This window comes from Lysinibacillus sp. NPDC059133 (assembly GCF_042755925.1).
Taxonomy (GTDB): domain Bacteria; phylum Bacillota; class Bacilli; order Bacillales_A; family Planococcaceae; genus Lysinibacillus.
On record NZ_JBHZDH010000012.1, the window covers coordinates 4,310 to 27,610 of the forward strand.

Consider the following 23,301-nt stretch of genomic DNA (forward strand, 5'->3'; position numbering starts at 1 on the left):
CTTATAGAAATCCCTGTTTGCATGGTGGATTTTTTACATTTAAATTTATAAATTAATTCCTAAGGCAATCCACTATACAAAAGTAGTTATCTCATCATAATAATATAATAAGCTAATTTTTTAGCTTACACCGCCTTGAATTGTTACTGAGGGTCACTTCCAAACGGTGGCCCTTTTTTTCTCAAAGTATTATTTTCCAAAATTTATAATTCTAACATGCTTTGTTGGATAAATACCTCTCCACTTTCTGTAACGATACATATTATAGATGTAGAAAGGAGGAATGCATCATGGGATGGTTCAGTGGCAATTACAACAACAATTACAACAACAATTGTTGCTACGGAGGTTATAGCTATGGAGGTGGCAATAACGGTTCAGCATTTGTTCTAATTGTTGTTCTGTTCATTCTTTTAATTATAGTCGGCGCTACATTCATGTATTAATCTTTAAAAGTTTGAGCTATTAGAAAATAATAAACAGGGATGTTTTCAGTCTTATACCACTTCATTCAAGGTCACTTTCGCAGAGTGACCTTTTTAACATTGCCAATCTATTTATATCAATACCTTGCTCAATGTCCGATCTTTCCATACTTCCCCATTAAACACCAAAATAAAATCTTATCATTGCCATTAACTAGTACCAACAATTATTCTCTCTTTACAGTTTATTCATAAGTATTGTTGGCACTAGCTTTATTTATTATTAATAATACCCAATACCACCCTTTAATGCTAGGAATACTAAGTTATCCCTATACCTTCATAACGTTAAGGATCACTTTCCTCCAATGACCCTTTCATAAATATAAACAATAGTTACATGTGATTTCATCTTTTCACACACTCGAAAAACAAGGTACTCCATTTGTACCTGGTAAAACAACTATTTAAATAAATCAGGAACGACGACTCTTATAAAGATCTTTTCGTTTCTTTTTTAGTAATAACGTGGGTTCGGATAGTGGTGTTGTGGGTGGTGATGGTGCGGATGGCGATGATGGGTTGGATGTGTTGGGTAGTAATGCATTGGGTAGTAATGATGGGTTGGATAATGTTGAGTCGGATAATAATGGGTTGGAGAAACCGGGTAATACGGATGTCTGCCACCATGTTGTCCCCCATAACTATCATGCCCGTAATCGTATCGCATATTTTTTCCTCCTTTCGATTTCGATATAGGTTATGCTATTTATGGATTAACAGTCTACGCAAATGCCTATATGCTCACCAATATGCGCCCTCTTCGCCTTACAAACAAAAGAACAATCATCATTCCTACAAATTTTTCGACATTCCAGATAATTCGTATAAATTGCACTGGTCTATCTTTCAGCGTTATAAAACACAATGGTTGTTTTTGCGTCCATAGCGCGCAGCTCATACAACTTTTTACGTGTATCCTCGTTGCTGTTTTTGGGTGAAAATCAATCCCATTCACAGATTTTTTCCATTTCTCTAACAAACCGCCACCCTGTCTATGTTACAATTTCAGTGTAGATAGAAGATAAAATCAATTATTCCTCGGCATAAGTGCGTCCTGAATCGGCTTTGTGTTTAGGCCTACAGATGTTTTTTGCGCGAAAGCGTAGCGGTAGCGGCAGGCATTGCGGCTGATATGATGAATCATATTTTAGAAAAATATAAAGATGTTCACCAAAAGGTTCTTTTAACAGAAGAAGCCCCCGATGTACGTAATTTTTATGAAAAGTATACACTTTTACATGGCTTTGTATCCCTCTGAAAAGTCAATAAATGAAGAACAAAAGAGCAAACACTAGAATGATTTCGTGTATCAACATCGCTTACCTGTTATCACCTTTTATGGCTTCTATCACATATTTGCTTCTTACTTGCTGTCTATAGGAAACACCTACCCACAAATAAAAGGCTCAGGCAGGTGCTTTATTCGATGAATTATAGTAAATAAAAAACCTATAAGATAGTTTCATCATATCGGTATTCAAAATATATCTACTATGCTTTCACAATATGAATTGGCCTCCCCATAATTACCTCAGCAGCATCCATTGTAATCTCACCTAAAGTTGGGTGAGTATGGATTGTTAATGCTATATCTTCTGCAGTCATACCCGCTTCGATTGCAAGACTTAATTCAGCAATCATATCAGATGCGCCAGCACCAACAATTTGAGTACCGATTAATATGCCATCTTCTTTACGCGCAACAAGCTTCACGAAGCCTTCTGTTTGGTTTAATGCAAGCGCACGACCGTTTGTTGCGAATGGGAATTTTGCTACTTTCACCTCGATCCCTTCTGCTTTTGCTTGCTCTTCATTGTAACCAACAGTTGCAAGTTCTGGATCAGTGAAACATACAGCTGGGATTGCTAAGTAATCTACGATTGATTTTTCGCCAGCGATTGCTTCTGCAGCTACTTTACCTTCGTAAGATGCTTTATGTGCAAGCTGTGGACCAGATACGATATCACCAATTGCATAAATGTTTGATACTGAAGTACGGCATTGTTTGTCTACTTTTAGTAAACCTCGTTCTGCGAATTCGATGCCTACTGCTTCAAGTCCCATTTCATCTGTATTTGGAAGACGGCCTACAGTTACTAATACATAGTTAGCTTCAACTGTTTTTTCTTCTCCGCCAGCTTCATACGTTACAACTACGCCGTTTTCATTTTCTTCCACACCTTTTGCTGATGCGCCAACAACAACTTCTACGCCTTTTTTCTTTAAGCCTTTTTTCACAACTTGTGTCATTTGCTTTTCAAATCCAGCTAGAATGTCTTTGCTGCCTTCAATGATTGTTACTTGAGAGCCTAAGTTAGCGTAAGCAGAACCTAACTCAGTACCGATGTAACCCCCACCAATGACAACTAATTTTTCCGGTACTTCTGGTAAAGAAAGTGCATCAGTCGAGTTGATGACGCGTTTAGTGAATTTGAATGTTGAAATTTCAACCGGTCGAGAACCTGTTGCAAGGATAGCATTTTTGAATGTGTAAGTTTGTGCGTTGTCGCCATCGATTACACGTACAGTGTTTGCGTCTATGAAGTATGCTTCACCTTTCACAATGTCGATTTTGTTGCCTTTTAATAGACCTTCAACACCGCCTACTAATTTAGAAACTACGCCTTTTTTGAATTCTTGCACTTTTGTCCAGTCAAGTTTTACTTCTTGTGCAACAACACCCATATCATCTGAATGCTTTGCTTGTTCAAAACGGTGACCTACTGAAATCAGCACTTTTGATGGGATACAACCGACATTTGAGCAAACTCCTCCTAAATACTCTCTCTCTACAATTGTTACGTTTTGCTTCATTTGAGTAGCGCGAATAGCCGCCACATATCCTCCTGGACCTGCACCAATCACAAGTGTATCAATATACTTCATCTACTACTTCCCCCTCATTACTTGCTATAAAATGAAAAATGTTATCCCAAAAATATTTATCTTTTACACAATTATGGTGACCTTTTGTTACAACCTTAATTACTTGTTTAAAGTTGCTATTATTTATTAGAACATCCACATTTGAAATCGGCACTTTTTTATCCTCAATAGAGTGTACGGCAAGAGCTGGGGACTGTTGGTTTTTTACTATTTTTTCTAGACACCATTCTCTCCTAGCTTTCATAAAAACACCTCCTCGTAATAAAAACCAACTGACAAATAGCCAGCCAAAAGGAGTATAAGGTATTGTTACTTTTTCAGCCATTGATTTGCTAATACTTTTTAATGATGTAGGCATTGAATCTGTAATAAGTGCTTTTAACCTCAAATCTGTAGAATTCACAATACTTGCAGCGATCCCCCCCATCGAATGCCCTAAAACATAGATTGCATTACTATTAATATCTGGCCTCTCCAACACATAATCAATCGTTGATGTTATACTTTGGACAAACGATGCAATACTCACTTGTTTTTGTATTGAATCACTTTGCCCATGACCAAGAACATCCACAATTATTACGTCATAATCGCTAGCTAATAAGGGATCCACATAACGTAACATGTCTGATTTATTAGAGCTCCATCCATGAATCAGCAGAAAGCAACCTCTTGCCCTCTCGCTTTTAATAAGCCACCCTCGAATTGTCCCAGTACCCAGTTCTATTTCAATGTTTTCATAAATCGCATTCGGGTATTTTTTATCCTCTTTCATTTTCGGTGTAAAAATATGAAGAATGATATATCTCCTTAGAAATAATATAATTGCTATGAAAGCAACAAATAATAAATATTTCATAATAATCCCCTCCACAAAAGATACCATTTGGTCTCTTTTTGATTTTAAAAAAGACGGCTTTATGGCCGCTCAGTAGCAATCATTGAAATATATTGCCTCAAATTATTTCTTATGATCTTTGTTAATTGCCCATCATTCTTTAATCGATCTAATACGAGTCCACCTTCAAGTGTTGACACAATATATATCGCAGTGTCATATGGCTGTACTGACTGCTTCAACTCCTGATGTTTCATTCCATCCTCTATAATTTTCATCATCCACTTTATCATCATATCCATTGCTTCATTAATCGATGGCAGTAACGCACTCTCTTCTAAATCATCCATTTCTATAGCTGCGTTAAAAATAGGACACCCACCTACGATCGGTTTTCCTTCACTTAATTGTAAAAAGGCCTCAACAAATGCGATTAATTTGTCCGTTGCATTTTCGTGTTGTGAAACACTCGTCTTTAAATGATGTTGCATTATTTCGGTAGAAAAATGAAAAGACTCGACCATCAGCTGCTCTTTATCCTTAAAGTGTCGATATATCCCCCCCTTTTGAATATTTGTTTCCTGAATAATGTCACTCATTGTTGTTGTCATGTAACCTTTTTTGTTAAAAAGCGTAGCAGATTTTCGAATAATATTGCGCCTTGTTAATTCACCTTTTTTCATATAAACCTCCAAAAAGATACCTTTCAGTCTCTTTTAATATATAGGAATTAGAATACAAATTCAAGAACTATTTAACAGAAAATCAATTATGCCTCGGCATAATTGCGTCCGGAATCAGTAACGTTACATAGTACTATTATATTACTCAACTAATTCAACAGTAAGTGTAGTAACCGCCATTGGTGCTGTACCTTGCACTGTTCCGTCATAACCGACTTTTACTTTATCACCAACCTTAAATGTTTCGTCAGGATTCTTCGCTAAATTTACATAAATAATTCCGTAAACCGCATTATTTTCAGATTCAGTTACATAAACTACTGCTTTCCGATCGTTTATCATCTCTTCAATCACCCCTACAAAAGTAGCTTTAACTTCACTTTTACCCCAAAAAAATAAACTGTAGAATATAAGAAGTGCAATGAACAAACTAATTGTCTTTTTCAAAATAGAATTCCCCTTTCGTCAGATTAATAATATCTCAAATCAAGTAATTATTTCCACCTATAATATTTAGCTCATCATCATCATGTGTAGTTGATTTCTATTCCGACTAGGCGCTATCCTAAGGACGTCCGATGAACTCAGTAGCCCTAAATGGGTCGCCTAGTAGCAAATGAAATAACATATAAAAAAGGCCACCCATTTCTGAGGTGGCCTGCTATAATCATAATTCCTTATATCATTTACGTTGTCTCAAAAATAAGAATTACGTTTGTTTAATTCTACGGGGAATTCTAAACCCTAATGCTATAGCTGCACCTAGACAGCTAGATAGACATCCTATTATCAAATAAATTGAAAGCGGTGATTCTCCAATTAGAACAGAGGCTATCCCTCCAATTACCGGAAATAAAGCTACCATGTACCCGCTTTTTGCAGCACCTATTCTTTCAACAAGCTTTAAATAAAATAGCCATGCTAAGAAAGATGCTATTAATGTTAAGTACAATAAAGCTGATATGTATGTTATGGATGTAGGAATGATGATCTTTTGCCCCTGTAACAAGACAATAATTGACATTAAAATACTTCCAACAGTAAAACCAATAGCATTCGAATAAATAGGGTCAATCTTTACTCTGGCGTTTCTCGCAGAACTTACATCACCAATAGCTGTAAGTACTGTACCTAAAAGAGCAATCAAAATGCCTTTTAGAACAGCTAAGCTAGAAAAACTACTTAAAGAAGGATAAATGAGAACACAAACACCCAACACTCCTAGTACTCCTCCAAACAAAACACGAGGATGTAGTTGCTCTTTTAAGAAAATACGAAGAGCTAGCGGCGTCAATATCACTTTTAACGAAAAGATTAATGTTACAATTGCTGCTGAACTTAATATTGTTGCGTAGTATAAACATAAGTAACTTAAAGCAAAGTTACAGACACCAAACACAATGATAAAAGGTATATCTTTACGTGCAGGCATCCCTTTTGGCTTAAGAAACAATACTAGTACAATAAATAAAAATGCAGTAATAACTAGTCGATAAGTCAAGGATAATTCCAAGCTTACTGGCGTTCCTTGAATTTTCACTGCAATAAAATTAAGTCCCCATACTATTAAACAAAATACATACATTAGATTTGTCACTTTATTTACTATACCTTCTGTCTTTCTTTAATTAACGAAATATCTAAAGAGAATATCCAGTCATTCTAGGAAAGAATTCCTCCATTTGAAATTATCGCCTAATATATAGTATCATCGCATATTATGTTTGTAAAAAGGTTTCTTTCATATCCTGCATCTATTTTGTTAGACTTCTCAAAGCAACGGAATTTATTCCAATATAATTACAGATGTGATGTTGTCGTACCTAGAAAATAATGATTCAGGATAGCCCCTATTTACCTTGTCATTCATATCTTCGCCTTTATACGGGATCATGCAGGTCCATTCTACTCCAGCTACTATTAAAATGGAATAAAAATAGACAATCAGATTTCTACGGTTGACTCTACAACAAAATTCAGAAAAATATGAAAATAAAATTTACTATGTTAAAATGTAGTAGTATTAATATAGAGAAAAAATAGAAAGGAACAAAGTACAATGAATATTGAGTGCACACGATTTCGAGTGAAACAAGGTAAAACAGAAAAAGTAAATGAGTGGTTAGCTTTCTTGAATGAAAATATGGAAGATGTTCTAGTTACCCTTGAAGGCGAGAAAATGTACGTTGAAACGATTTTTCGAGAAGTGTTAAATGGAGAAGAATATTTGTATTGGTATGTTGTTCAAGGAACAGGTGGAATGGATGTCGATGAATCAGAACATTGGATAGATAAAAAACACATTGAATACTGGGATGAATGTATTGATGAAACTTTTAAACCTGTAGATTTAAAAACTGAAGTAGTGATGATTCCTGAAAAAGTACTAAATTCTATGAATTAAGCACTTTCTTAAACTAACGTAGAATTTAGTTTAAGAAGAATAGGACTTGCGTTTAGGACTGAACTTCCTATCTGCAAGTCCCTATGTTTTGATTCCTAAATCCCCCTACAAATAGCTCTGTAGCAACGATTAGTCAACCTACCTCTACTCTTGGTTCAATGCCTCTACAATAGCTTTTAACAATTCATTAAGATTGTACATACTCACTTTACTTTTGCGGTTGATACTAAATATGAAGATAGAATACGAGAAACGTTTACTTTTGAAGAATTAGATATTGATGAGAATATGCACAAAGAAGAAATTAAAAAGAAAATAGATAAAATTTTTGAATCTTGGGTTATTTCTAAGCTCAATATTTCCTATAGTATCATAGTAGACATGGATTTAGAATAGAACTCCTATTCTGATTTAACAGGGTTATTCGAGACACAAATACAACAAGTCTTACCAATCATGCCTAATCTCTACATCAGGCATCAATTACAAATCAGTCTGTAATGATCTGTGGTTTGCGTATGAGTGAGATTACATGGTTGGCGTTTTGATTCATTAGCTTTACAAACAATACGATCTTTATCGACTGTACACTGCAATATGACAAATTAGAGAAACGTTTTTTTAGACTGTACAAAGACAGGTGAAAATCATATTGTACATACCCGAAGGTAAATTAAACATAATATTTTTGGTTGTTACTCTCCAACTTACTACACTGTAACTATGTACAAATACTTAACATATAATAAAAAAACTATCTGGAGGTATTATCAATGTATTATGGGTTAAGCGGTTATCATCCAAATTTATATCAAATTTTGGAGAGCTGGACTGGAGAACCAAAAAATACTGTTTATTTGTTAATAAATAAATATGGTTTACCAAATGAAGCAAGTTCTAGAAGAATCATCTGGTATAACAATGGTCCTTGGAAGCGTACGATTGTTCATCTTGATACAGTTCCTCATAACACACCTACTCCCCATCTTGATTATTTGGAACAAACCATAGATTATAAAGTACCTGTTCAATTTTTTGATGATTTAGCAAAGTTTGATGGCAGCTTATATCCGGACCGAACGGCAGGTGAAACTTCTGCGAAATGCGATCAAGAAGCAGCGAATTTTATGGCTTTAAACTTGATGAATGACATCGTTACCGGAAAGAGGTCTGTAGAAGACGCACGTCGCGCTGCAGTTGAAATTGAAAAAGCTTTCCGATTAAATGGTCAATTTTCATCATACACCACAGGATTTCTATTCCCAAAACAATATAACACCGCTGATCCCGATATCAGCTTTTTTTAAGCAAGCCTAACAGAGGGTGTTTACATTATTACTTCAGATTATTTTTATCTCTAAGCTCAGCACATTACAGATTTTTCAAAAGCATTTCAGAATTATATATAATTCCTTTTTTATTTTAAAAGACCACACACAAAGTGGTCTTTTATCAATTATAAACTAATGCATACGTATTTATTACTCGATAACAGTTTTTGAATGTCTTTACCTATCTAAGTCTCGAAGAAAAAATATCTATTATTGCATTTATTATTCCTGGCACAAGAAGTACTATACCAAAAAAGACAGTAAATAAATTAAAATGTATTGTGTCATAGAAAGCAAACCACTCATTGAAAATTGAAGATTCAGCAATTCTTCCGAATAGAGTTCCATCAATGTCTTTCAAATTAGGTATCCACCCTGTTACTTCAAATGTAATAAATAGTATCTGTGACAATAAAAATGAACAAATAAGTACTACCCACGATTTTTTCCAAAATGGAATTGAATTTTTACGTTTATTAGCCAAGTTATATCCCCCTCTAATAATTATACGTAAAATTTAGGAATAAGTTTCAAAATTAAACATATTTTTACTTTTTATATACCCCTATCAATTTCGTTGTATTGCACATAACCCAAGGCTACTTATGACAGAGCTAAGGAAGTATGTAAAATCAAAACAAAGATTCTCTTAAAATTTGGGTGAACGCGTCAACGAAACACTAAATACCTATTCACACATATCAGATAACCAAAAGGCTCAAGCAAGTGTCCTTTTCGATAATTTGTAATAAATAAAAAAGCCCATTAGGCGCTGAGTTATTCAGTCACCTAACAGGCAATTACTATAAGACTTTAAGGGTTAGTCTCTTTGAATTTATTCCAAACTCCAAATCCTTGATACAACTACTCTTGAATCGCTGCCTCTAAAGCAACAACGATCATATCGTTGAATGTAGTTTGGCGTTCTTCAGATGTTGTTACTTCGCCAGTTAAAATGTGGTCACTTACTGTTAGGATAGAAAGTGCTTTACGGCCATGTTTTGCTGCTAATGTGTAAAGAGCTGCTGATTCCATTTCTACAGCAAGTACGCCGTATTGAGCTAATTTTTCGTTTTGATTTTCATCAGAATAGAACATATCTGCTGTAAAGATATTACCTACTTGTAAGTTTAAACCTGCCTCTTTACCTGCATTGTATGCTTTTAATAGTAAATCAAAGTCTGAAATCGGTGCGAAATCGATAGCGCCGTTCCAAATGATTTGGTTCATACGTGTATCAGATGTTGCTGCTTGCGCTAAAATTACGTCACGAACTTTTACATCTTTTTGAATTGCACCACAAGTACCTACGCGGATTAATTTTTGTACATCATATTCTTGCATTAATTCTGTAGCGTAAATCGAGATTGAAGGCACACCCATACCAGTACCTTGTACAGAAATACGTTTACCTTTGTACGTACCTGTATAACCAAACATGTTACGAACTTCGTTATAGCAAGTAACATCTTCTAAAAACGTTTCAGCAATGTACTTAGCACGTAATGGATCTCCTGGAAGTAAAATTGTGTCAGCGATTTCGCCTTTTTTTGCATTAATATGAATACTCATACTGCAATCCCTCTTTTCTGTCAGTTATCACTATAAATAATACTGTGTTTCTCGTATTTTCGCAACGCTAGACGTCTAGCAACTTGAAATAAATTTAATTGTTTTAACTTATGTCATGCGAGATCTGCGTATAATGACCACAACTCATCAAATACTTCTATTTTTAAGTTATCTGTGGCGTAAGATTCGATATAGGAAGAAAGCTCATCAAAGTCCATGCTCTGCTTCGGAAAATTATGCTCATTGAACACTTCCTCTGCAAATCGCACCCTCGCATCTGACCAATCCCCACCTCTGAATGTTAGTACATACAAATAAAAGCTCTTTTTCATACTTAAATCCCCTTCTTACTCATCTACTTTCCGCTAGTTTATCAAAAAATACCTTCATAGTCACAAAAATATCCATTAAGTATTTTCTCCTACTATAATTAGTAGAACAAACTTACAATTTCACTGGACTTTCCTCACAGAAAAATAATATGTATTTTTTATCTGAAAAATGAAAATTATTAGAAAAAAGGAATAGAAATACCTAGTAAAATAAGGTAAAATTTAAATCAACTATTCAAAAATAGGAAGGTGATGGCGATGAAAAACTCTCATAAATACAGAAACTCCGTAAAGAAGCGCCCGTCTCTCTTTAAAAACAGCTTTTCAAAAAAGAACGCAAATGTTTTAGAAGGCAATAGGCATAATCTCCCTCACACCAAAGAAAAACGACAACGTTTTTACCATTTAATCCGAGGCAAAGTACTTATTATATTTTCTCTCCTTATCGTTATAAATGGCACAATGGGTTTATTATCGTATATCAATATTCAAAATCTGCAAAGCCAAATGAAGGATTTTACCGAGAAAAACGTTCAGGAACAATTAACCGTTAACCAACTTGCGTATGAAATTGCGAGGCTCACCAATTTAGAACAAGCCTATTTAATTACCGGGAATGGGAACTTTTCTACTTCTTATAATATGAAAATTGATTCCATCGATAAAAAAATGAAATCCCTAGAAAAGCAGTTTACAGAAAGAGAACTAGAGTTAGGTCATATACAGGCAATTGATCAATATTATAAAAATTACCTTGAATATTCTAAAAAGGTCATGACAATGCGTGATGAACTTGGTCTCGAACAAGCCCGTAAGCTCATGATGGGCGGTACTGGAGAATCAATGAAGGTGTATATTGATAAAAATATCGAGTCTATTAATGAGGTTATGGATGATGCAAATAAAGCAAAATTAGATAAGCTTAACAAGCAAGTTACACTATCTATTACTTCTTTCTTCTTCATTTCAATACTTGGATTTATTGCCATTATCATTTTTGGTTATATGTTATTTAAATCATTAAGAAACAATACCCAGGCTATTAACCATTCCATTCTCGATATTGCACAAGCTGGTGGCGATTTGACACGACGTGTTAAAGTTCGTAATCATGACGAGTTCTCAACTATTGCCGCTTCAACCAATACGCTGATTGAATCGATATCTAATTTGATGAAACGTGTCAGTAATCTGGCGGACCACGTTTCCAGCAGTAGCCAAGAGCTAATGTCTTTAGCCGATGAAAATGCCCATACTATACAGAATATTGCAGATGCTACAGCTGATATTGCATGCGATAGCGAGAATACGATTTCAAGTATGACGAGCGCGCAACAAAAAATGAGTGATCTTGAGCATTCTGTGCACCAGTTAAATGAGCAAGCAAATGCTGTTCAGCGTGCATCATTCGCTATGCAGCAAGCGGCTAATGATGGCAGTCGCTCCGTTCAACAATCTTCATTAGTTATGCAAGCTATAGAAGAAACGATGGCCTCCACGACTACCACAGTTGAAGCACTTGGTCGAAAATCCGCCGACATAACATCTATTATCGGCACAATTACTGCCATTTCAGAGCAAACAAATTTACTTGCCTTAAATGCTGCGATTGAGGCAGCACGCGCTGGTGAACACGGACTAGGCTTTGCCGTTGTCGCTGATGAAGTTCGAAAGCTAGCAGTACAATCGCAAACTGCCGCAAAAGAAGTAACATCCATTGTAACGTCCATTCAAGACGAAGTAACATCCATCATCTCTCAAAACCACGAGGGTGTATCGTCTGTTATTCGTGGCGTTGAAGTAACGAATGAAACAAACCAATCTTTAACCAATATTTTAACGCATACGAAAGAAACGACGACAATTATCGCGACTATGGTGGAGAAAATTGCACTAACACTTGATTATAGTAACGCTGTAGCGAATGATTTTGTCCATGTGAATGCCTATGCTGAACAATCAGCTACCAACACAGTCACTTCTGCTGCTGCGGCAACTCAAGGATCTGCATCCATGCAGGAAATTAATGCCGCTGCCACAGAGCTTGCTCAACAAGCAGATAGTCTGCGAAATCTTGTCAGTGAATTTAAAGTTTAAAGTGTCTCAGAATCGCTACTATTGTAGTTTATAAAAATCGTTTAAATGATGTTCATTATTAATGAAGCAGATACATGATCTAGCGCCGTATATTAATGGAGATCGTAGTGTCTAAAAACAGTAGGTTAAAATTTGGAGAGGACAATGTTAACGAATTTAAATCATTACTTAAAAGAAATATTTGAATGACATATCGTACTTTGAACGCTCTACAAGGTCGACGTCTGATACATCATAAATAGCTTTTAATAATAAGTACTTAAACATACGAATTGGAGGAATGGCATTACGTCCATTGTCTAAACAATATTTTGTTTTTAACTCTTCTAAAATGAATGAAAAATCAACAAGTTCATTGATTTGGCGAAGTATATTATCCTTTGGCACAACAATATCGTAGATCGCCATATATGGACTTAAATTAAGGGTTTCTTGATTTGAAATCATCGGGGGCACCACCTACACATTAATTCTTTTATTTTAAAGGAAAGCGTGACTAAAAAAATAGTGTGATAAATTGCGTTGTTTGGAGAAGCATCGCTCGACTCCTGCGGGAAAGCGAGACAGACGAGACCCCGCACGAAGCGAAGCGTAGGAGGAGGCTCGGCGCTCGCCCGCGGAAAGCGAGCGGAATGCTTCGGAAAACAACAGTAGAGTCACAGTGCCAAATGAAAAAAGCGAGGTATTCAACGATTTAATCGTTGAATACCTCGCAATGTGAGAAGATATAGACTTTTTCAGTGCCCTCGAAAAATCTAGTGTCTGTTTAAATATCTATTTAGATTTCAAACAAAAATAACGAGTAATCAGTTTGACAACCTGAATACCCTAATTGTCTAAGCATTGCTATAAGGTTACCTCTATGGTAAGTTCCATGGTTTACAATGTGATTAACAATGTCAATATAAGAGAACTTTGCATAACCAAAATAAACATTTACCTCATCATCTAGATTATCAATGTTTTCAATTTCATCTAGAATTTCTAAATGTAAGGAATGATATAGCTCTCGTAATTCCTTAAGGCTCTTACCATTTGTAGTATCCGCGAGGTTTTTCACTTTTTTTGCCTGTTCCTCTATATCATCGTCTTCATGACCTTTAATAGCATCAAGCCAGCCAAGGTCTATTACATAGATGTGCACTAAAACATCTTTTAAAGTAGGAAAAACACTCATAATTTCCTTAGTAAGAACTGAAGATGGCAAAGAGCTTAAATGTTCAAAAACCTTATTATTGGCCCATCCATTATATTCAAACATCTTTATTCTCGAATCTCTCATGTTAAAAACTCCTCTTTGTTATTTAAGAGAAGAATTCATAGTTTTTGGGTCAATAGATGGTCCTTCTCTTAAAATTAAAACTTTACGACCCCTTTTTTTAGTGTACTCATGTTAAACTCCCCCTTTTCAATAGTTAATTATATATCAATTTCCCTAAAATAGTCAGCCTATTTTTCTAAATTTTCTTTCAATTATTAATGGAAATTAAACTGAAATTCAGTGCAATAAAAGGTTCATCTTTTTTACAAACGGTTAAACTTTTTTCAAAATGGTACGACTTGCAACTTTTTTTAGAACAACATTGATCCGTCTCTTCGATGGCTCTTTCCATCGCTACCGATTCAAAAAACATTTTAAAACCATAAAAAACTCCTAGCACGATCTATCCTGCTAGGAGTTGTTGTTATTTAAATAATGAAAGGTATTCTGCATAGCCTTCTTTTTCTAAATCTTCTTTTGGTACAAAGCGGAGTGCTGCGGAGTTAATACAATAGCGTAAGCCTCCAAACTCACTTGGTCCATCAGGAAAGACATGTCCTAAATGGGAATCGGCTTCTTTGCTTCGAACTTCTACGCGACGCATTCCATGAGATGTATCGAAATGCTCCGTGACTTCTTCCTTTTCAACCGGCTTGGCAAATGCTGGCCAGCCACAGCCCGAATCGAATTTATCAAGCGAGCTAAATAATGGCTTCCCTGACACGATATCTACATAAATACCTTCTTCAAAGTGCTTGTCATATTCATTACGGAACGGTGGCTCTGTACCATTTTCCTGTGTCACGTAATATTGCAAGTCCGTTAACTGTTGTAAACGTTGTTCTTTACTCATTTTTCAGCCCCCAGTGTGTCTCCTGAAACGCTTTGCGACCAGACCCGACAGCATAGCGCTCATAGTGCATTGGATTTTTTTTATAATAATATTGATGATAGCCTTCAGCCGGGTAAAACGAACTTGCTGGTAAAATTTTCACTGCGATAGGCTTATCGAATTTACCGGATGCCTGTAAATCTGCTTTAGAACGCTCAGCCAACTCATGTTGCTCATCATTGTGATAAAAAATCGCGGTTGTGTAGGACTCTCCACGATCATAAAATTGTCCCCCAGCGTCTGTTGGATCAATTAATGTCCAAAATGTCGCGAGTAATTGTTCATAAGAGTATAGCTCATCATCAAACAGAATTTGCACCGCTTCAACATGCCCTGTCGTTTCGGAGCATACTTGTTCATATGTTGGATTGACAACATGTCCACCCGTATAACCGGAAATTACTGATTCAATGCCAGGTGTTTCGTCAAAGGGCTTGACCATACACCAAAAACAACCACCTGCAAATGTTGCGTATTGCTTTGCCATTTATCTCACTCCTTATTCACCGGGAACAATAATTTCTAGTAAAATTTTATCCTTTGGCAAGTCTACTTCTTTTGCCTTGATACGAGATCCTGAAGCAATGTTAATGCGTGATAAGTCAATATAGATTTCTGCCTTATTTGGATTAATTGAAATCCATGAAGGGAAATCCACCGTGTCTCGCATAATTTTCATGGTTGTCTCAGGTGGAATATTTAACAGTCCAACATTCATTCCTGTCTGTTTTAAAATAATATTTCCTTTCTCATCAACTATCGGATCGAAGTTCATAGAAATGTCGATTTCTGTATAGAAAACCTTTAATGTACTTTTCAATTGAATATCGTCACCAATCGTAAAGTCCAACGGTAATGGTGATCCCGCATCCTTTAAATACTTCTTCGATATAGATTCCAATTCCTCCCTTGTTGTTTGCACAACAAGTACATTTCCTTTTACTTCACTTTCAGCTTTTGAACTTTCCGCTAAATTTACTCCATCTACTGGTCTAGTTGCTAAAAAAACGACGAGGAGGATTGCAAAAAGCAGTGTGCCCGCTAAAGCAAAAAATGCAAATTTCCACTTATTCATTTTGTCACTCCTCGTAGCCTATTTCCTTGTTAATCTTTTGTTCCATGTTACACTTCTCCATTGCTTTTAAAATTCGCTCATTCATTTTGTCATAGCCTTTTGCATTTGGATGGAAGAAATCCGTATGATAAACGAGCTCTTTATTTGAATCAAACAGGTCTTCCACTGATACATAGCATGCATTTTTATCTTTCTTTGCTATGTCCTCAATGACTTTATTCCACTCCGTAATAATCGAATCAAATTCATTCGCTTCATTTGTCACGATCGAGAATGGATTATAAAAACCGATAAGTAATAAAGGCACTGTTGAATTTTTCTCTCGTATGCCTTCAATAATTTTACTATAGCGTTTCTTATACGCCCGCAATTCTTTATCAAAAGCATTTCGTTTCAAATTAAACAGATCGTGTTTAACGATTTTCATGACATCGTTTCCACCCATTGTAATGGAAATGAACTGTGCTTTTTGCAACTCTTCATCATAATGCCCTTTTTCCACTAATTTTAATAGCTGATCACTACGTCTTCCTCTTTTTCCTCGATTATCGACTTCAACCTCAGAAATAGAGGGCCAAGCTTTTATTGAATCTGTTAATCTTCCAACATAACCGTCTTTACTATACTCATCACCCACACCTGCTGTTAAAGAATCTCCGAGTGCTAAGTAATGTAGTTGCTTTGCGTTATTATTATCAATTTTCCGTAAATCCTCAGGTGATGGCTCAAAAAAATGTTCAAAAATTTGCGTCAATACATTCTTTGAGGTTTTTTCCTCATTTTCTGTTTGTTGCTCATCCTGTTTCATATCTTGCTCCGTCCCTGCGTGCTCCCCTTCTGGTTCAGCTTGCGGATTCGGTTCATCTATTGATATTGCACAACCACTTAGTACTAAGACGGTCAAACATGACAAAACTATTATTCGCCAAATGCTCATTTGACCACCTTCCATCATTTGCTTACTTCTATTATAGAATAGTTCATGCTGCAATGAAAAGTGACTATACCTAAGTATTGAGTAAAAATGTATGTTTACAGCTTTTTTCGTATAAAGAGGCATGCACCATTCCTAAAATAAAAAGCCACTACAATTATTTATGTAGTAGCTCTCATATATTATTCTGCAAAATAAATAAAACCGATTGCACCTGGGCCAGTATGTGTCGAGATGATTGGTGAAGTAAAGTTAATTTCTACGTCATTAAAACCTGTTCCCTCGATTAATTCTTTTAAAGGTCCACCCATCGTTGTTAGACCCTCAGCATGAGAAATTCCAACTGTTTTTACTGTTTTTCCAGCAGTGTCAGCTTGGAATTGTTTAAATAAGTAGTTCACAACCTGTTTATGGCTACGTACTTTGGATACGGGATTGTATGCGCCACCTTCTAAGTTTGCAATAACTTTTATGTTCAGCAAAGAACCGATAAACCCTGTACCTTTCCCAATTCGTCCGCCTTTAATTAAATTTTCAAGTGTGTCGACAATAACATATAAATACGTATTTTCGCGCACTTTCTCAAGACGCTTAATAATTCCCTCGACAGTAGCACCTGCATCGCGCATTTTAATAGCCTCTCGAATTTGAATGGCTAGACCTGTGGTAATAAAACGTGAATCGATTACAGTTACATCGGAGTCGGACATTTGCGCTGCCTGACGAGCTGATTCCACTGTTCCGCTCATACTACCTGTCATATGAATGGAAATAATTTGATCTCCGTCTTTCCCTAGCTCATCGTATAATTCTTTAAATTTTCCCGGTGCAGGTTGTGAACTTTTTGGTAGGTTTTTAGCATTTTTCATTAAACCTAAAAAAGGTTGTGGCTCTAAATCAACACCATCTATATAAGTTTTATCATCAATTTGAATTGTTAAAGGCACAATATGTATACCATGCTGCGCTACTTCTTCTTTTGTTAAATCACAAGTTGAGTCCGTTACTATATGAATTCGTCCCACTTCGACACATCCTTTTACTTCATTAAAATTTATTATATAGACTAATGAATCATTATGTAAACATGACATTTGTCATTAGGTTTCACTCATTGCAGTCCATTATGAAATCGTTACCTTGGATACTATAGCGCTTTGTTAAGCCCTTGTCTAACAATGTCCCCATGCATTTCACATTTATATGACACTTTTGATGTCGAAAACATGACAAATGTAAATACTAGGTTGAAAATTATTGGGGTATAGTAAATGTATACACGAAAGGAGTGTTCGATATGATTGATTCTTTTGACTATAAAACATGGAAGGAAGAATTGTGGAATGCCATTACACATGGCATTGGATTTATCGCAAGTATTCCAGCACTAGTTGTTCTTATTTTAGCAGCTGTACAAACCGGTAGTGCACTCCAAATTACTACGTTTACTATTTTTGGTGCCTCTGTGATCATTTTATTTTTAATGTCAACGTTGCTACATAGCATGCCAGAAAAATACAAGCACTTTTTCGCCATTCTGGACCATTCTTCTATTTACATTTTAATTGCAGGAACGTATACACCTTTCCTTTTAATCGCAATTGGTGGCACGCTAGGTATTACGTTATTATGTATTATTTGGTCACTTGCGATACTAGGTGTTATTTTTAAATGCTTTTTTATTAATCGATTTGAGAAGCTTTCTTTAATTTTTTACATCGGTATGGGCTGGCTGATTATATTTGCCGTTAAACCTGTCTATCTTTTCTTAGGTTTTCATGGTTTTGCTTTACTATTAGCAGGTGGGCTTTTCTATACGATTGGAGCGCTCTTTTACGCATGGCGTTCACTTCCCTACAATCATACGATTTGGCATCTATTTGTGCTAGCTGGATGTGGCGCGATGTATGCTTGTGTTTATTTTTACTTATAAATAACAAAAATCGCTTCCGTAAAAAAGAAGCGATTTTTGTTATTTGTTATTACCTTTTAATTCCTTCGTTAATGCCTTTATTGCCCATATCATTTCTTGCATATCTTCTTCATTATTCATTTCATTTCGAGCATGAAGTAAAACAGGTCTAACCGATTCTACTGAACGTCCAAAATCATACATCCATTCATAGCGAGGCACCATCCAAGTATGAAAATGATGTGTCGTATCTTCATTATAAAAATAATAAACATATTCTATTCCTAGAACATCCCTTTGAGCCTTTCTAATTTTAGATAAAAGGTTTATATAATCCATTTTTTCCTCATCGTTTAGCTCATCAAAACATTTAATATGGCGCTTAGAAGCCAAGATGATTAATCCTTTTATCGGATAAGCAACATCTTGATGGGCATGAAAATAGTCTGTTTCAATCACTACGCCCCCATCTGGTTCGATGAGTCCGCTTGTAATTGCACAGCTCAAACATTCAACTTCTACCGTTTCTCCATTTGATAAGGTTATTTTTCTTACAGATGTTCCCCTTTTGTTTGATTCAACAATTGGAATGTTAAGCGTTTTTTCCCCATTATAAGGTCAATTATTCGTCGTTTCGTCGTTTCTATCCGTCGCTTTGGTGGCCCTTTCCGTTACTTCGACGTTTCTTTCCGTCGCTTGATTGCTCTTCTGTCGCTTCGACGACTCTTTCCGTCACTCCGACGTTTCTTTCCGTCGCTTTGATTGCTCTTTCCGTCACTCCGACGTTTCTTTCCGTCGCTTTGGTGGCTCTTTCCGTTACTTCGACGTTTCTTTCCGTCGCTTGATTGCTCTTCCGTCACTCCGACGTTTCTTTCTGTCGCTTTGGTGGCCCTTTCCGTCGCTTCTTCGTTTCTTTCCGTCGCTCGATTGCTCTTCTGTCGCTTCGATGACTCTTCCGGCACTGCGATGGACGTATCGAATTTAAAGAGCTCAGCCGGAACGTAAATCAACCCCACGTTATGCTGATGAGCTTTACAATCATTTATTCTACAAATATTTCCAAACACCTTTATTTAGGAACTAAAAAAAGCACGGTCATGCATAACCGTGCTTCGTAGTACCTATTTTCTTTAGTTCTTACGCTCAAAAATCTGATATTGGAATGTGTAACCCTCTGGTGCAGTTTCTGGCTCCTCTGAGGAAACTTCTACAAAATCCTGCTCATATTCCGGGAAGTATGTATCCCCATTAAATGCATGATTGATTTTTGTAATGTACAAGCGATCTGCGATATCCATGCATAAGCGGAAAATTTGCTCGCCGCCAATAATCATAATTTCTGGAACATCCCCAGCAAGGGCGAGGGCACCCTCTAAGCTTGTCACCACTTCAATCCCGTCCGCATGATAACTTGCGTCACGAGTAATGACAATATTGCGTCGACCAGGAAGCGGTCTACCGATGGATTCGAATGTTTTACGCCCCATAATCATTGGTTTCCCCATCGTTTTATCTTTAAAATATTTTAAATCTCCAGGCAAATGCCATGGCATGCCATTTTCATAACCAATCACATTATTATTATCATGTGCCACAATTAAAGAAATCATCTTGTCCCTCCAAATACTATCGTTCATTATATTATAAACATAATTTCACTTTACAATCAGATTATTTCTGCTGAGAAATTAAATTATTTTCTTATCCGATATTAAATCCTAGTAATTTTATAAGAATAGTTTATAATAAGATTAATAAAAGAAATTTAAAGGATTGATGAAGATGACGAAGTTAAGAGATGAAGCGATCCGTTATATTAAAGCAAGTGATTCTTCTAAACAATACTATGATTTAACACCACAAGAAGCGAGAGCCATTCGAGTTGTGCCAAAATGGACGTCACCACACGCACCACAGCTTGCGGCAATTGACAATAGAAAAATAACAGTTCGAGATGGCGCACAAATTAATGTGCGCATTTATAGACCTATTTTAGACAAAAAGCTGCCTGTCATTGTTTATTATCATGGAGGCGGTTGGGTATTTGGAAATGTAGATTCTACCGATGCAGGCTGTCAGCTACTAGCAGAAAAAGCACAAGCAATCGTTGTCTCGGTTGATTATCGCCTAGCTCCAGAATACCCATTCCCTACACCGCTTTACGATGCCTATGACGCTTTAGTGTGGGTTAGCAAAAACATCCAAAATTTCGGTGGAGATACTGCAAATCTGACAATCGCTGGTGATAGCGCGGGCGGAAACTTAGCAACGGTAGCTGCCTATTTAGCTGCTACATTAAATGGACCAGTGATTAAAGCACAGGCACTTATTTATCCTGTAGTCAATGTTGATTTTACAACGACTTCTTACAATGCATACGGCGAACACTTTGGCTTAGACAAACAAGGAATGCAGTGGTTTGCGGGCCATTATACAGCTGAACAAAACTATATGGATCCACTTGTTTCTCCACTTCAGATTGAGGATTTAAGTGTTTTACCAAAAACGATCATTATTGCTGCAGAGGCAGATGTTCTCTACGATGAAGGTCATGCATACGCCCAAAAACTTACAGCTGCCGGAGTGACTGTTGAACATGTAAACATGACCGGTTTAATTCATAGTTTCTTTAGTAAAATGAATTTTTTCGAACAAGCGACGATTGAAACAGCTGAAGAAATTGCTAATTTCGTAAAATAAGTTTGTCTATCAGCATAAAATAATGCGATAATAGAGCAAAATGTTTTTTTAAAGGATGACAACATGACACAAACTATTGCTTTACAAATTAACAATCCATTTTCTAATCAATTAAAAAAAGGCTATCCTCTTATTTCAAAAGATGCAGTTGATGCACGTCATCTTCCAAATGAGGAAGGTGCAATACTGAGACTCACGGATATTCATAACCGTTTTATTGGCACAGGATACTACGGCATACAAAACAAAGGTATTGGTTGGGTGCTAACAACCGATGCTAACGAAAAAATAGACAAAGCCTTTTTTATGAAAAAATTTAAAAAAGCCCTACAAAATCGCGAAGCATTTTTCAACAATCCTCACACAACAGCCTTCCGAATCTTTAATGGCGAGGGTGATGGCATTGGCGGTTTAACCATCGACTTTTTCGATTCTTACTATATGGTGAGCTGGTATAGCGCCGGCATTTATTCATTTAAAGAAGAAGTATATGAAGCACTTGCAGAAACTGTAGACTACAAGGCAATTTATGAGAAAAAACGTTTCGATACGAAAGGCCAGTATATGGAACAGGACGATTTTGTCATGGGAACGCCTGGTGAATTCCCAATTATCGTATCGGAAAATAATATGAAATACGCTGTCAATTTAAACGATGGAGCCATGACAGGTATTTTCCTTGATCAACGAGAAGTGAGACTTGCCATTCGCGAACGTTATGCAGAAGGTAAAAATATGCTTAATACGTTCTCCTATACGGGGGCATTTTCTGTTGCAGCGGCACTTGGTGGAGCAATAAAAACAACTAGTGTAGATGTGGCAAAGCGTAGTTTAGCCAAAACAATTGAGCAATTTAGTGTTAATAGCATCGACTACGAATCACAAGATATTAAAGTTATGGATGTCTTTCATTATTTTAAATATGCACAGCGCCACAATTTAAAATATGATCTAGTTGTTTTAGATCCACCAAGCTTTGCACGCACGAAAGAAAGAACGTTCTCAACTGCGAAAGACTACCCTAAATTACTCGTAGATACAATCGCTATTACGGAGAAAAACGGTATAATTGTTGCCTCAACAAACAATGCAAGCTTTGGGATGAAAAAGTTCAAGAGCTTTATTGACCAAGCCTTTAAAGAAACTAAAACAGCCTATAAAATTGTTGAAGAATACAGCTTACCAAAGGATTTCCGTGCCACACGAGAATATCCAGAATTCAATTACCTAAAGGTTGTTTTTATTAAAAAACTTAACTAAATGAACCTAGACAGAATCGTTTCCTAATGATTCTGTCTTTTTGTTTGGCAGAAATACTAAGATGAACCCTTTTGTTATATTGTTCGAATTCTCAGAATGTTATATAATGTTATTTACAAATTATTGTTCTATAACCATATCATAGGGTTTGTTTCTGTTCCGACTGGGCGCATACGTTTTAACATTTGTCATCTTCAACTTTGCTGGTACGAGCCGGCAAACAATGGAAGAAAACTAAAGAAGGTGTGAATTAGATTGGGATTTTTAAAAATGAATTCAATCTTTATGACAATGACTTCATTAACTTTTGGATTGATCTGTACAATTTATTTTATTAATTCAACATCTGCTATTTTTTCACTTAATGTCATTTCTAATTTTTGGCCTTTACTATTTCTACTAGGAATCGTTTTCGGATTATTTATTTTAAAGAATTATAAAACAAATAGTTCATTTGATAACATTATGTCCATCTTTGTTATCTGCTTATGTGTTGCATCTTTCGGTCTCTATGGATTTTACTTATTCCTTGCTAAAATATTGGGTTCGTAAACATAACAAAAAGATTACTGTATATGCTCTTCTACAAATAAACAGAAAAAGGATTTTCAACTGCTTCTACCAAATATCGATAAA

At 36.0% G+C, this 23,301-nt stretch carries 24 protein-coding genes and 1 pseudogene; 8 read left to right on the plus strand and 17 right to left on the minus strand.

All coding sequences use genetic code 11. From position 1 onward, the window contains the following. The first annotated feature begins 290 nt into the window (after positions 1-290). Both ACFXN8_RS08720 and ACFXN8_RS08725 read left to right on the plus strand, forming a co-directional pair. Positions 291-446 (plus strand): YjcZ family sporulation protein, encoded by a 156-nt coding sequence (locus ACFXN8_RS08720; RefSeq protein WP_376074493.1) that lies wholly within the window; start codon positions 291-293, stop codon positions 444-446. 1,132 nt (positions 447-1,578) lie between these two features. Further along, complete coding sequence (locus ACFXN8_RS08725; RefSeq protein ID WP_386844371.1) at positions 1,579-1,746, plus strand: hypothetical protein; 168 nt, start codon at positions 1,579-1,581, stop codon at positions 1,744-1,746. Between the two features lie 233 nt (positions 1,747-1,979). Here the strand turns inward: ACFXN8_RS08725 and lpdA are convergent, their stop codons facing one another. From lpdA to ACFXN8_RS08750, 5 genes are all read right to left on the minus strand, one after another. After that, entirely contained in the window at positions 1,980-3,374 is a 1,395-nt protein-coding gene (gene lpdA, locus ACFXN8_RS08730; RefSeq protein ID WP_386844373.1) for a dihydrolipoyl dehydrogenase, read from the minus strand. Next, on the minus strand, positions 3,361-4,233 hold the full coding sequence (locus ACFXN8_RS08735) for an alpha/beta hydrolase (RefSeq protein ID WP_386844375.1): 873 nt from the start codon (positions 4,231-4,233) through the stop codon (positions 3,361-3,363). Before ACFXN8_RS08735 ends, lpdA begins: the two co-directional genes overlap by 14 nt. 59 nt (positions 4,234-4,292) lie before the next feature. Beyond that, positions 4,293-4,895 (minus strand): TetR/AcrR family transcriptional regulator, encoded by a 603-nt coding sequence (locus ACFXN8_RS08740; RefSeq protein WP_386844377.1) that lies wholly within the window; start codon positions 4,893-4,895, stop codon positions 4,293-4,295. A 141-nt stretch (positions 4,896-5,036) separates the two neighbouring features. After that, positions 5,037-5,342: a hypothetical protein gene (locus ACFXN8_RS08745; RefSeq protein WP_386844379.1), complete on the minus strand. Its 306-nt coding sequence runs from the start codon at positions 5,340-5,342 to the stop codon at positions 5,037-5,039. 262 nt (positions 5,343-5,604) lie between these two features. After that, positions 5,605-6,492, minus strand: a complete 888-nt coding sequence (locus tag ACFXN8_RS08750) for a DMT family transporter (protein WP_376073857.1) — start codon at positions 6,490-6,492, stop codon at positions 5,605-5,607. Positions 6,493-6,954: 462 nt separating this feature from the next. On the opposite strand from ACFXN8_RS08750, the gene ACFXN8_RS08755 reads away from it, so the two are divergent. Both ACFXN8_RS08755 and ACFXN8_RS08760 read left to right on the plus strand, forming a co-directional pair. Beyond that, the gene (locus ACFXN8_RS08755; RefSeq protein WP_386844382.1) at positions 6,955-7,299 is read left to right on the plus strand and encodes a DUF6176 family protein; all 345 of its coding nucleotides are present in this window, start codon (positions 6,955-6,957) and stop codon (positions 7,297-7,299) included. Between the two features lie 773 nt (positions 7,300-8,072). Continuing rightward, on the plus strand, positions 8,073-8,606 hold the full coding sequence (locus ACFXN8_RS08760; RefSeq protein ID WP_386844384.1) for a hypothetical protein: 534 nt from the start codon (positions 8,073-8,075) through the stop codon (positions 8,604-8,606). A 205-nt stretch (positions 8,607-8,811) separates the two neighbouring features. On the opposite strand, the gene ACFXN8_RS08765 is transcribed toward ACFXN8_RS08760, so the two are convergent. The 3 genes from ACFXN8_RS08765 to ACFXN8_RS08775 form a co-directional block, all read right to left on the minus strand. Further along, positions 8,812-9,114: a YfzA family protein gene (locus ACFXN8_RS08765; RefSeq protein ID WP_386844386.1), complete on the minus strand. Its 303-nt coding sequence runs from the start codon at positions 9,112-9,114 to the stop codon at positions 8,812-8,814. Between the two features lie 380 nt (positions 9,115-9,494). Beyond that, the gene (gene deoD / locus ACFXN8_RS08770) at positions 9,495-10,202 is read right to left on the minus strand and encodes a purine-nucleoside phosphorylase (protein ID WP_370078833.1); all 708 of its coding nucleotides are present in this window, start codon (positions 10,200-10,202) and stop codon (positions 9,495-9,497) included. 113 nt (positions 10,203-10,315) lie between these two features. Further along, positions 10,316-10,534, minus strand: coding sequence for a YozE family protein (locus tag ACFXN8_RS08775; protein WP_386844388.1), 219 nt, complete (start codon positions 10,532-10,534; stop codon positions 10,316-10,318). 258 nt (positions 10,535-10,792) lie between these two features. Here ACFXN8_RS08775 and ACFXN8_RS08780 point away from each other — a divergent pair, with 258 nt between their 5' ends. Next, complete coding sequence (locus ACFXN8_RS08780) at positions 10,793-12,631, plus strand: methyl-accepting chemotaxis protein (RefSeq protein ID WP_386844390.1); 1,839 nt, start codon at positions 10,793-10,795, stop codon at positions 12,629-12,631. 174 nt (positions 12,632-12,805) lie between these two features. Here the strand turns inward: ACFXN8_RS08780 and ACFXN8_RS08785 are convergent. The 7 genes and pseudogenes from ACFXN8_RS08785 to ACFXN8_RS08815 form a co-directional block, all read right to left on the minus strand. Then, positions 12,806-13,078, minus strand: a pseudogene (locus ACFXN8_RS08785) (transposase); the annotation flags it as partial. A gap of 331 nt (positions 13,079-13,409) precedes the next feature. Then, positions 13,410-13,913 (minus strand): DinB family protein, encoded by a 504-nt coding sequence (locus tag ACFXN8_RS08790; protein WP_386844392.1) that lies wholly within the window; start codon positions 13,911-13,913, stop codon positions 13,410-13,412. Positions 13,914-14,316: 403 nt separating this feature from the next. Further along, complete coding sequence (msrB, locus tag ACFXN8_RS08795; protein ID WP_386844394.1) at positions 14,317-14,745, minus strand: peptide-methionine (R)-S-oxide reductase MsrB; 429 nt, start codon at positions 14,743-14,745, stop codon at positions 14,317-14,319. Next, complete coding sequence (msrA, locus tag ACFXN8_RS08800) at positions 14,738-15,271, minus strand: peptide-methionine (S)-S-oxide reductase MsrA (protein WP_376073874.1); 534 nt, start codon at positions 15,269-15,271, stop codon at positions 14,738-14,740. The genes msrB and msrA overlap by 8 nt, the downstream gene beginning before the upstream one ends. A 12-nt stretch (positions 15,272-15,283) precedes the next feature. Beyond that, positions 15,284-15,859, minus strand: a complete 576-nt coding sequence (locus ACFXN8_RS08805; protein WP_386844397.1) for a YpmS family protein — start codon at positions 15,857-15,859, stop codon at positions 15,284-15,286. Between the two features lie 4 nt (positions 15,860-15,863). Continuing rightward, positions 15,864-16,814, minus strand: a complete 951-nt coding sequence (locus ACFXN8_RS08810; RefSeq protein ID WP_386844399.1) for a GDSL-type esterase/lipase family protein — start codon at positions 16,812-16,814, stop codon at positions 15,864-15,866. 161 nt (positions 16,815-16,975) lie between these two features. After that, entirely contained in the window at positions 16,976-17,818 is an 843-nt protein-coding gene (locus ACFXN8_RS08815) for a DegV family protein (protein WP_386844401.1), read from the minus strand. A 272-nt stretch (positions 17,819-18,090) separates the two neighbouring features. Between ACFXN8_RS08815 and trhA the strand changes: the two genes are divergently transcribed. Next, positions 18,091-18,726 carry a PAQR family membrane homeostasis protein TrhA gene (trhA, locus tag ACFXN8_RS08820; RefSeq protein WP_376073882.1) on the plus strand — a complete coding sequence of 212 codons (636 nt, stop codon included), beginning with the start codon at positions 18,091-18,093 and terminating at the stop codon, positions 18,724-18,726. A gap of 39 nt (positions 18,727-18,765) precedes the next feature. Here the strand turns inward: trhA and ACFXN8_RS08825 are convergent, their stop codons facing one another. Both ACFXN8_RS08825 and ACFXN8_RS08830 read right to left on the minus strand, forming a co-directional pair. Continuing rightward, positions 18,766-19,212 (minus strand): HIT family protein, encoded by a 447-nt coding sequence (locus ACFXN8_RS08825; RefSeq protein WP_386844403.1) that lies wholly within the window; start codon positions 19,210-19,212, stop codon positions 18,766-18,768. Between the two features lie 623 nt (positions 19,213-19,835). After that, positions 19,836-20,315 carry a dihydrofolate reductase gene (locus ACFXN8_RS08830; protein WP_386844405.1) on the minus strand — a complete coding sequence of 160 codons (480 nt, stop codon included), beginning with the start codon at positions 20,313-20,315 and terminating at the stop codon, positions 19,836-19,838. A gap of 172 nt (positions 20,316-20,487) precedes the next feature. Here ACFXN8_RS08830 and ACFXN8_RS08835 point away from each other — a divergent pair, with 172 nt between their 5' ends. Both ACFXN8_RS08835 and ACFXN8_RS08840 read left to right on the plus strand, forming a co-directional pair. Then, the gene (locus tag ACFXN8_RS08835) at positions 20,488-21,405 is read left to right on the plus strand and encodes an alpha/beta hydrolase (protein WP_386844407.1); all 918 of its coding nucleotides are present in this window, start codon (positions 20,488-20,490) and stop codon (positions 21,403-21,405) included. 63 nt (positions 21,406-21,468) lie between these two features. After that, positions 21,469-22,665: a class I SAM-dependent rRNA methyltransferase gene (locus tag ACFXN8_RS08840; protein ID WP_386844409.1), complete on the plus strand. Its 1,197-nt coding sequence runs from the start codon at positions 21,469-21,471 to the stop codon at positions 22,663-22,665. Positions 22,666-23,301 lie beyond the last annotated feature (636 nt).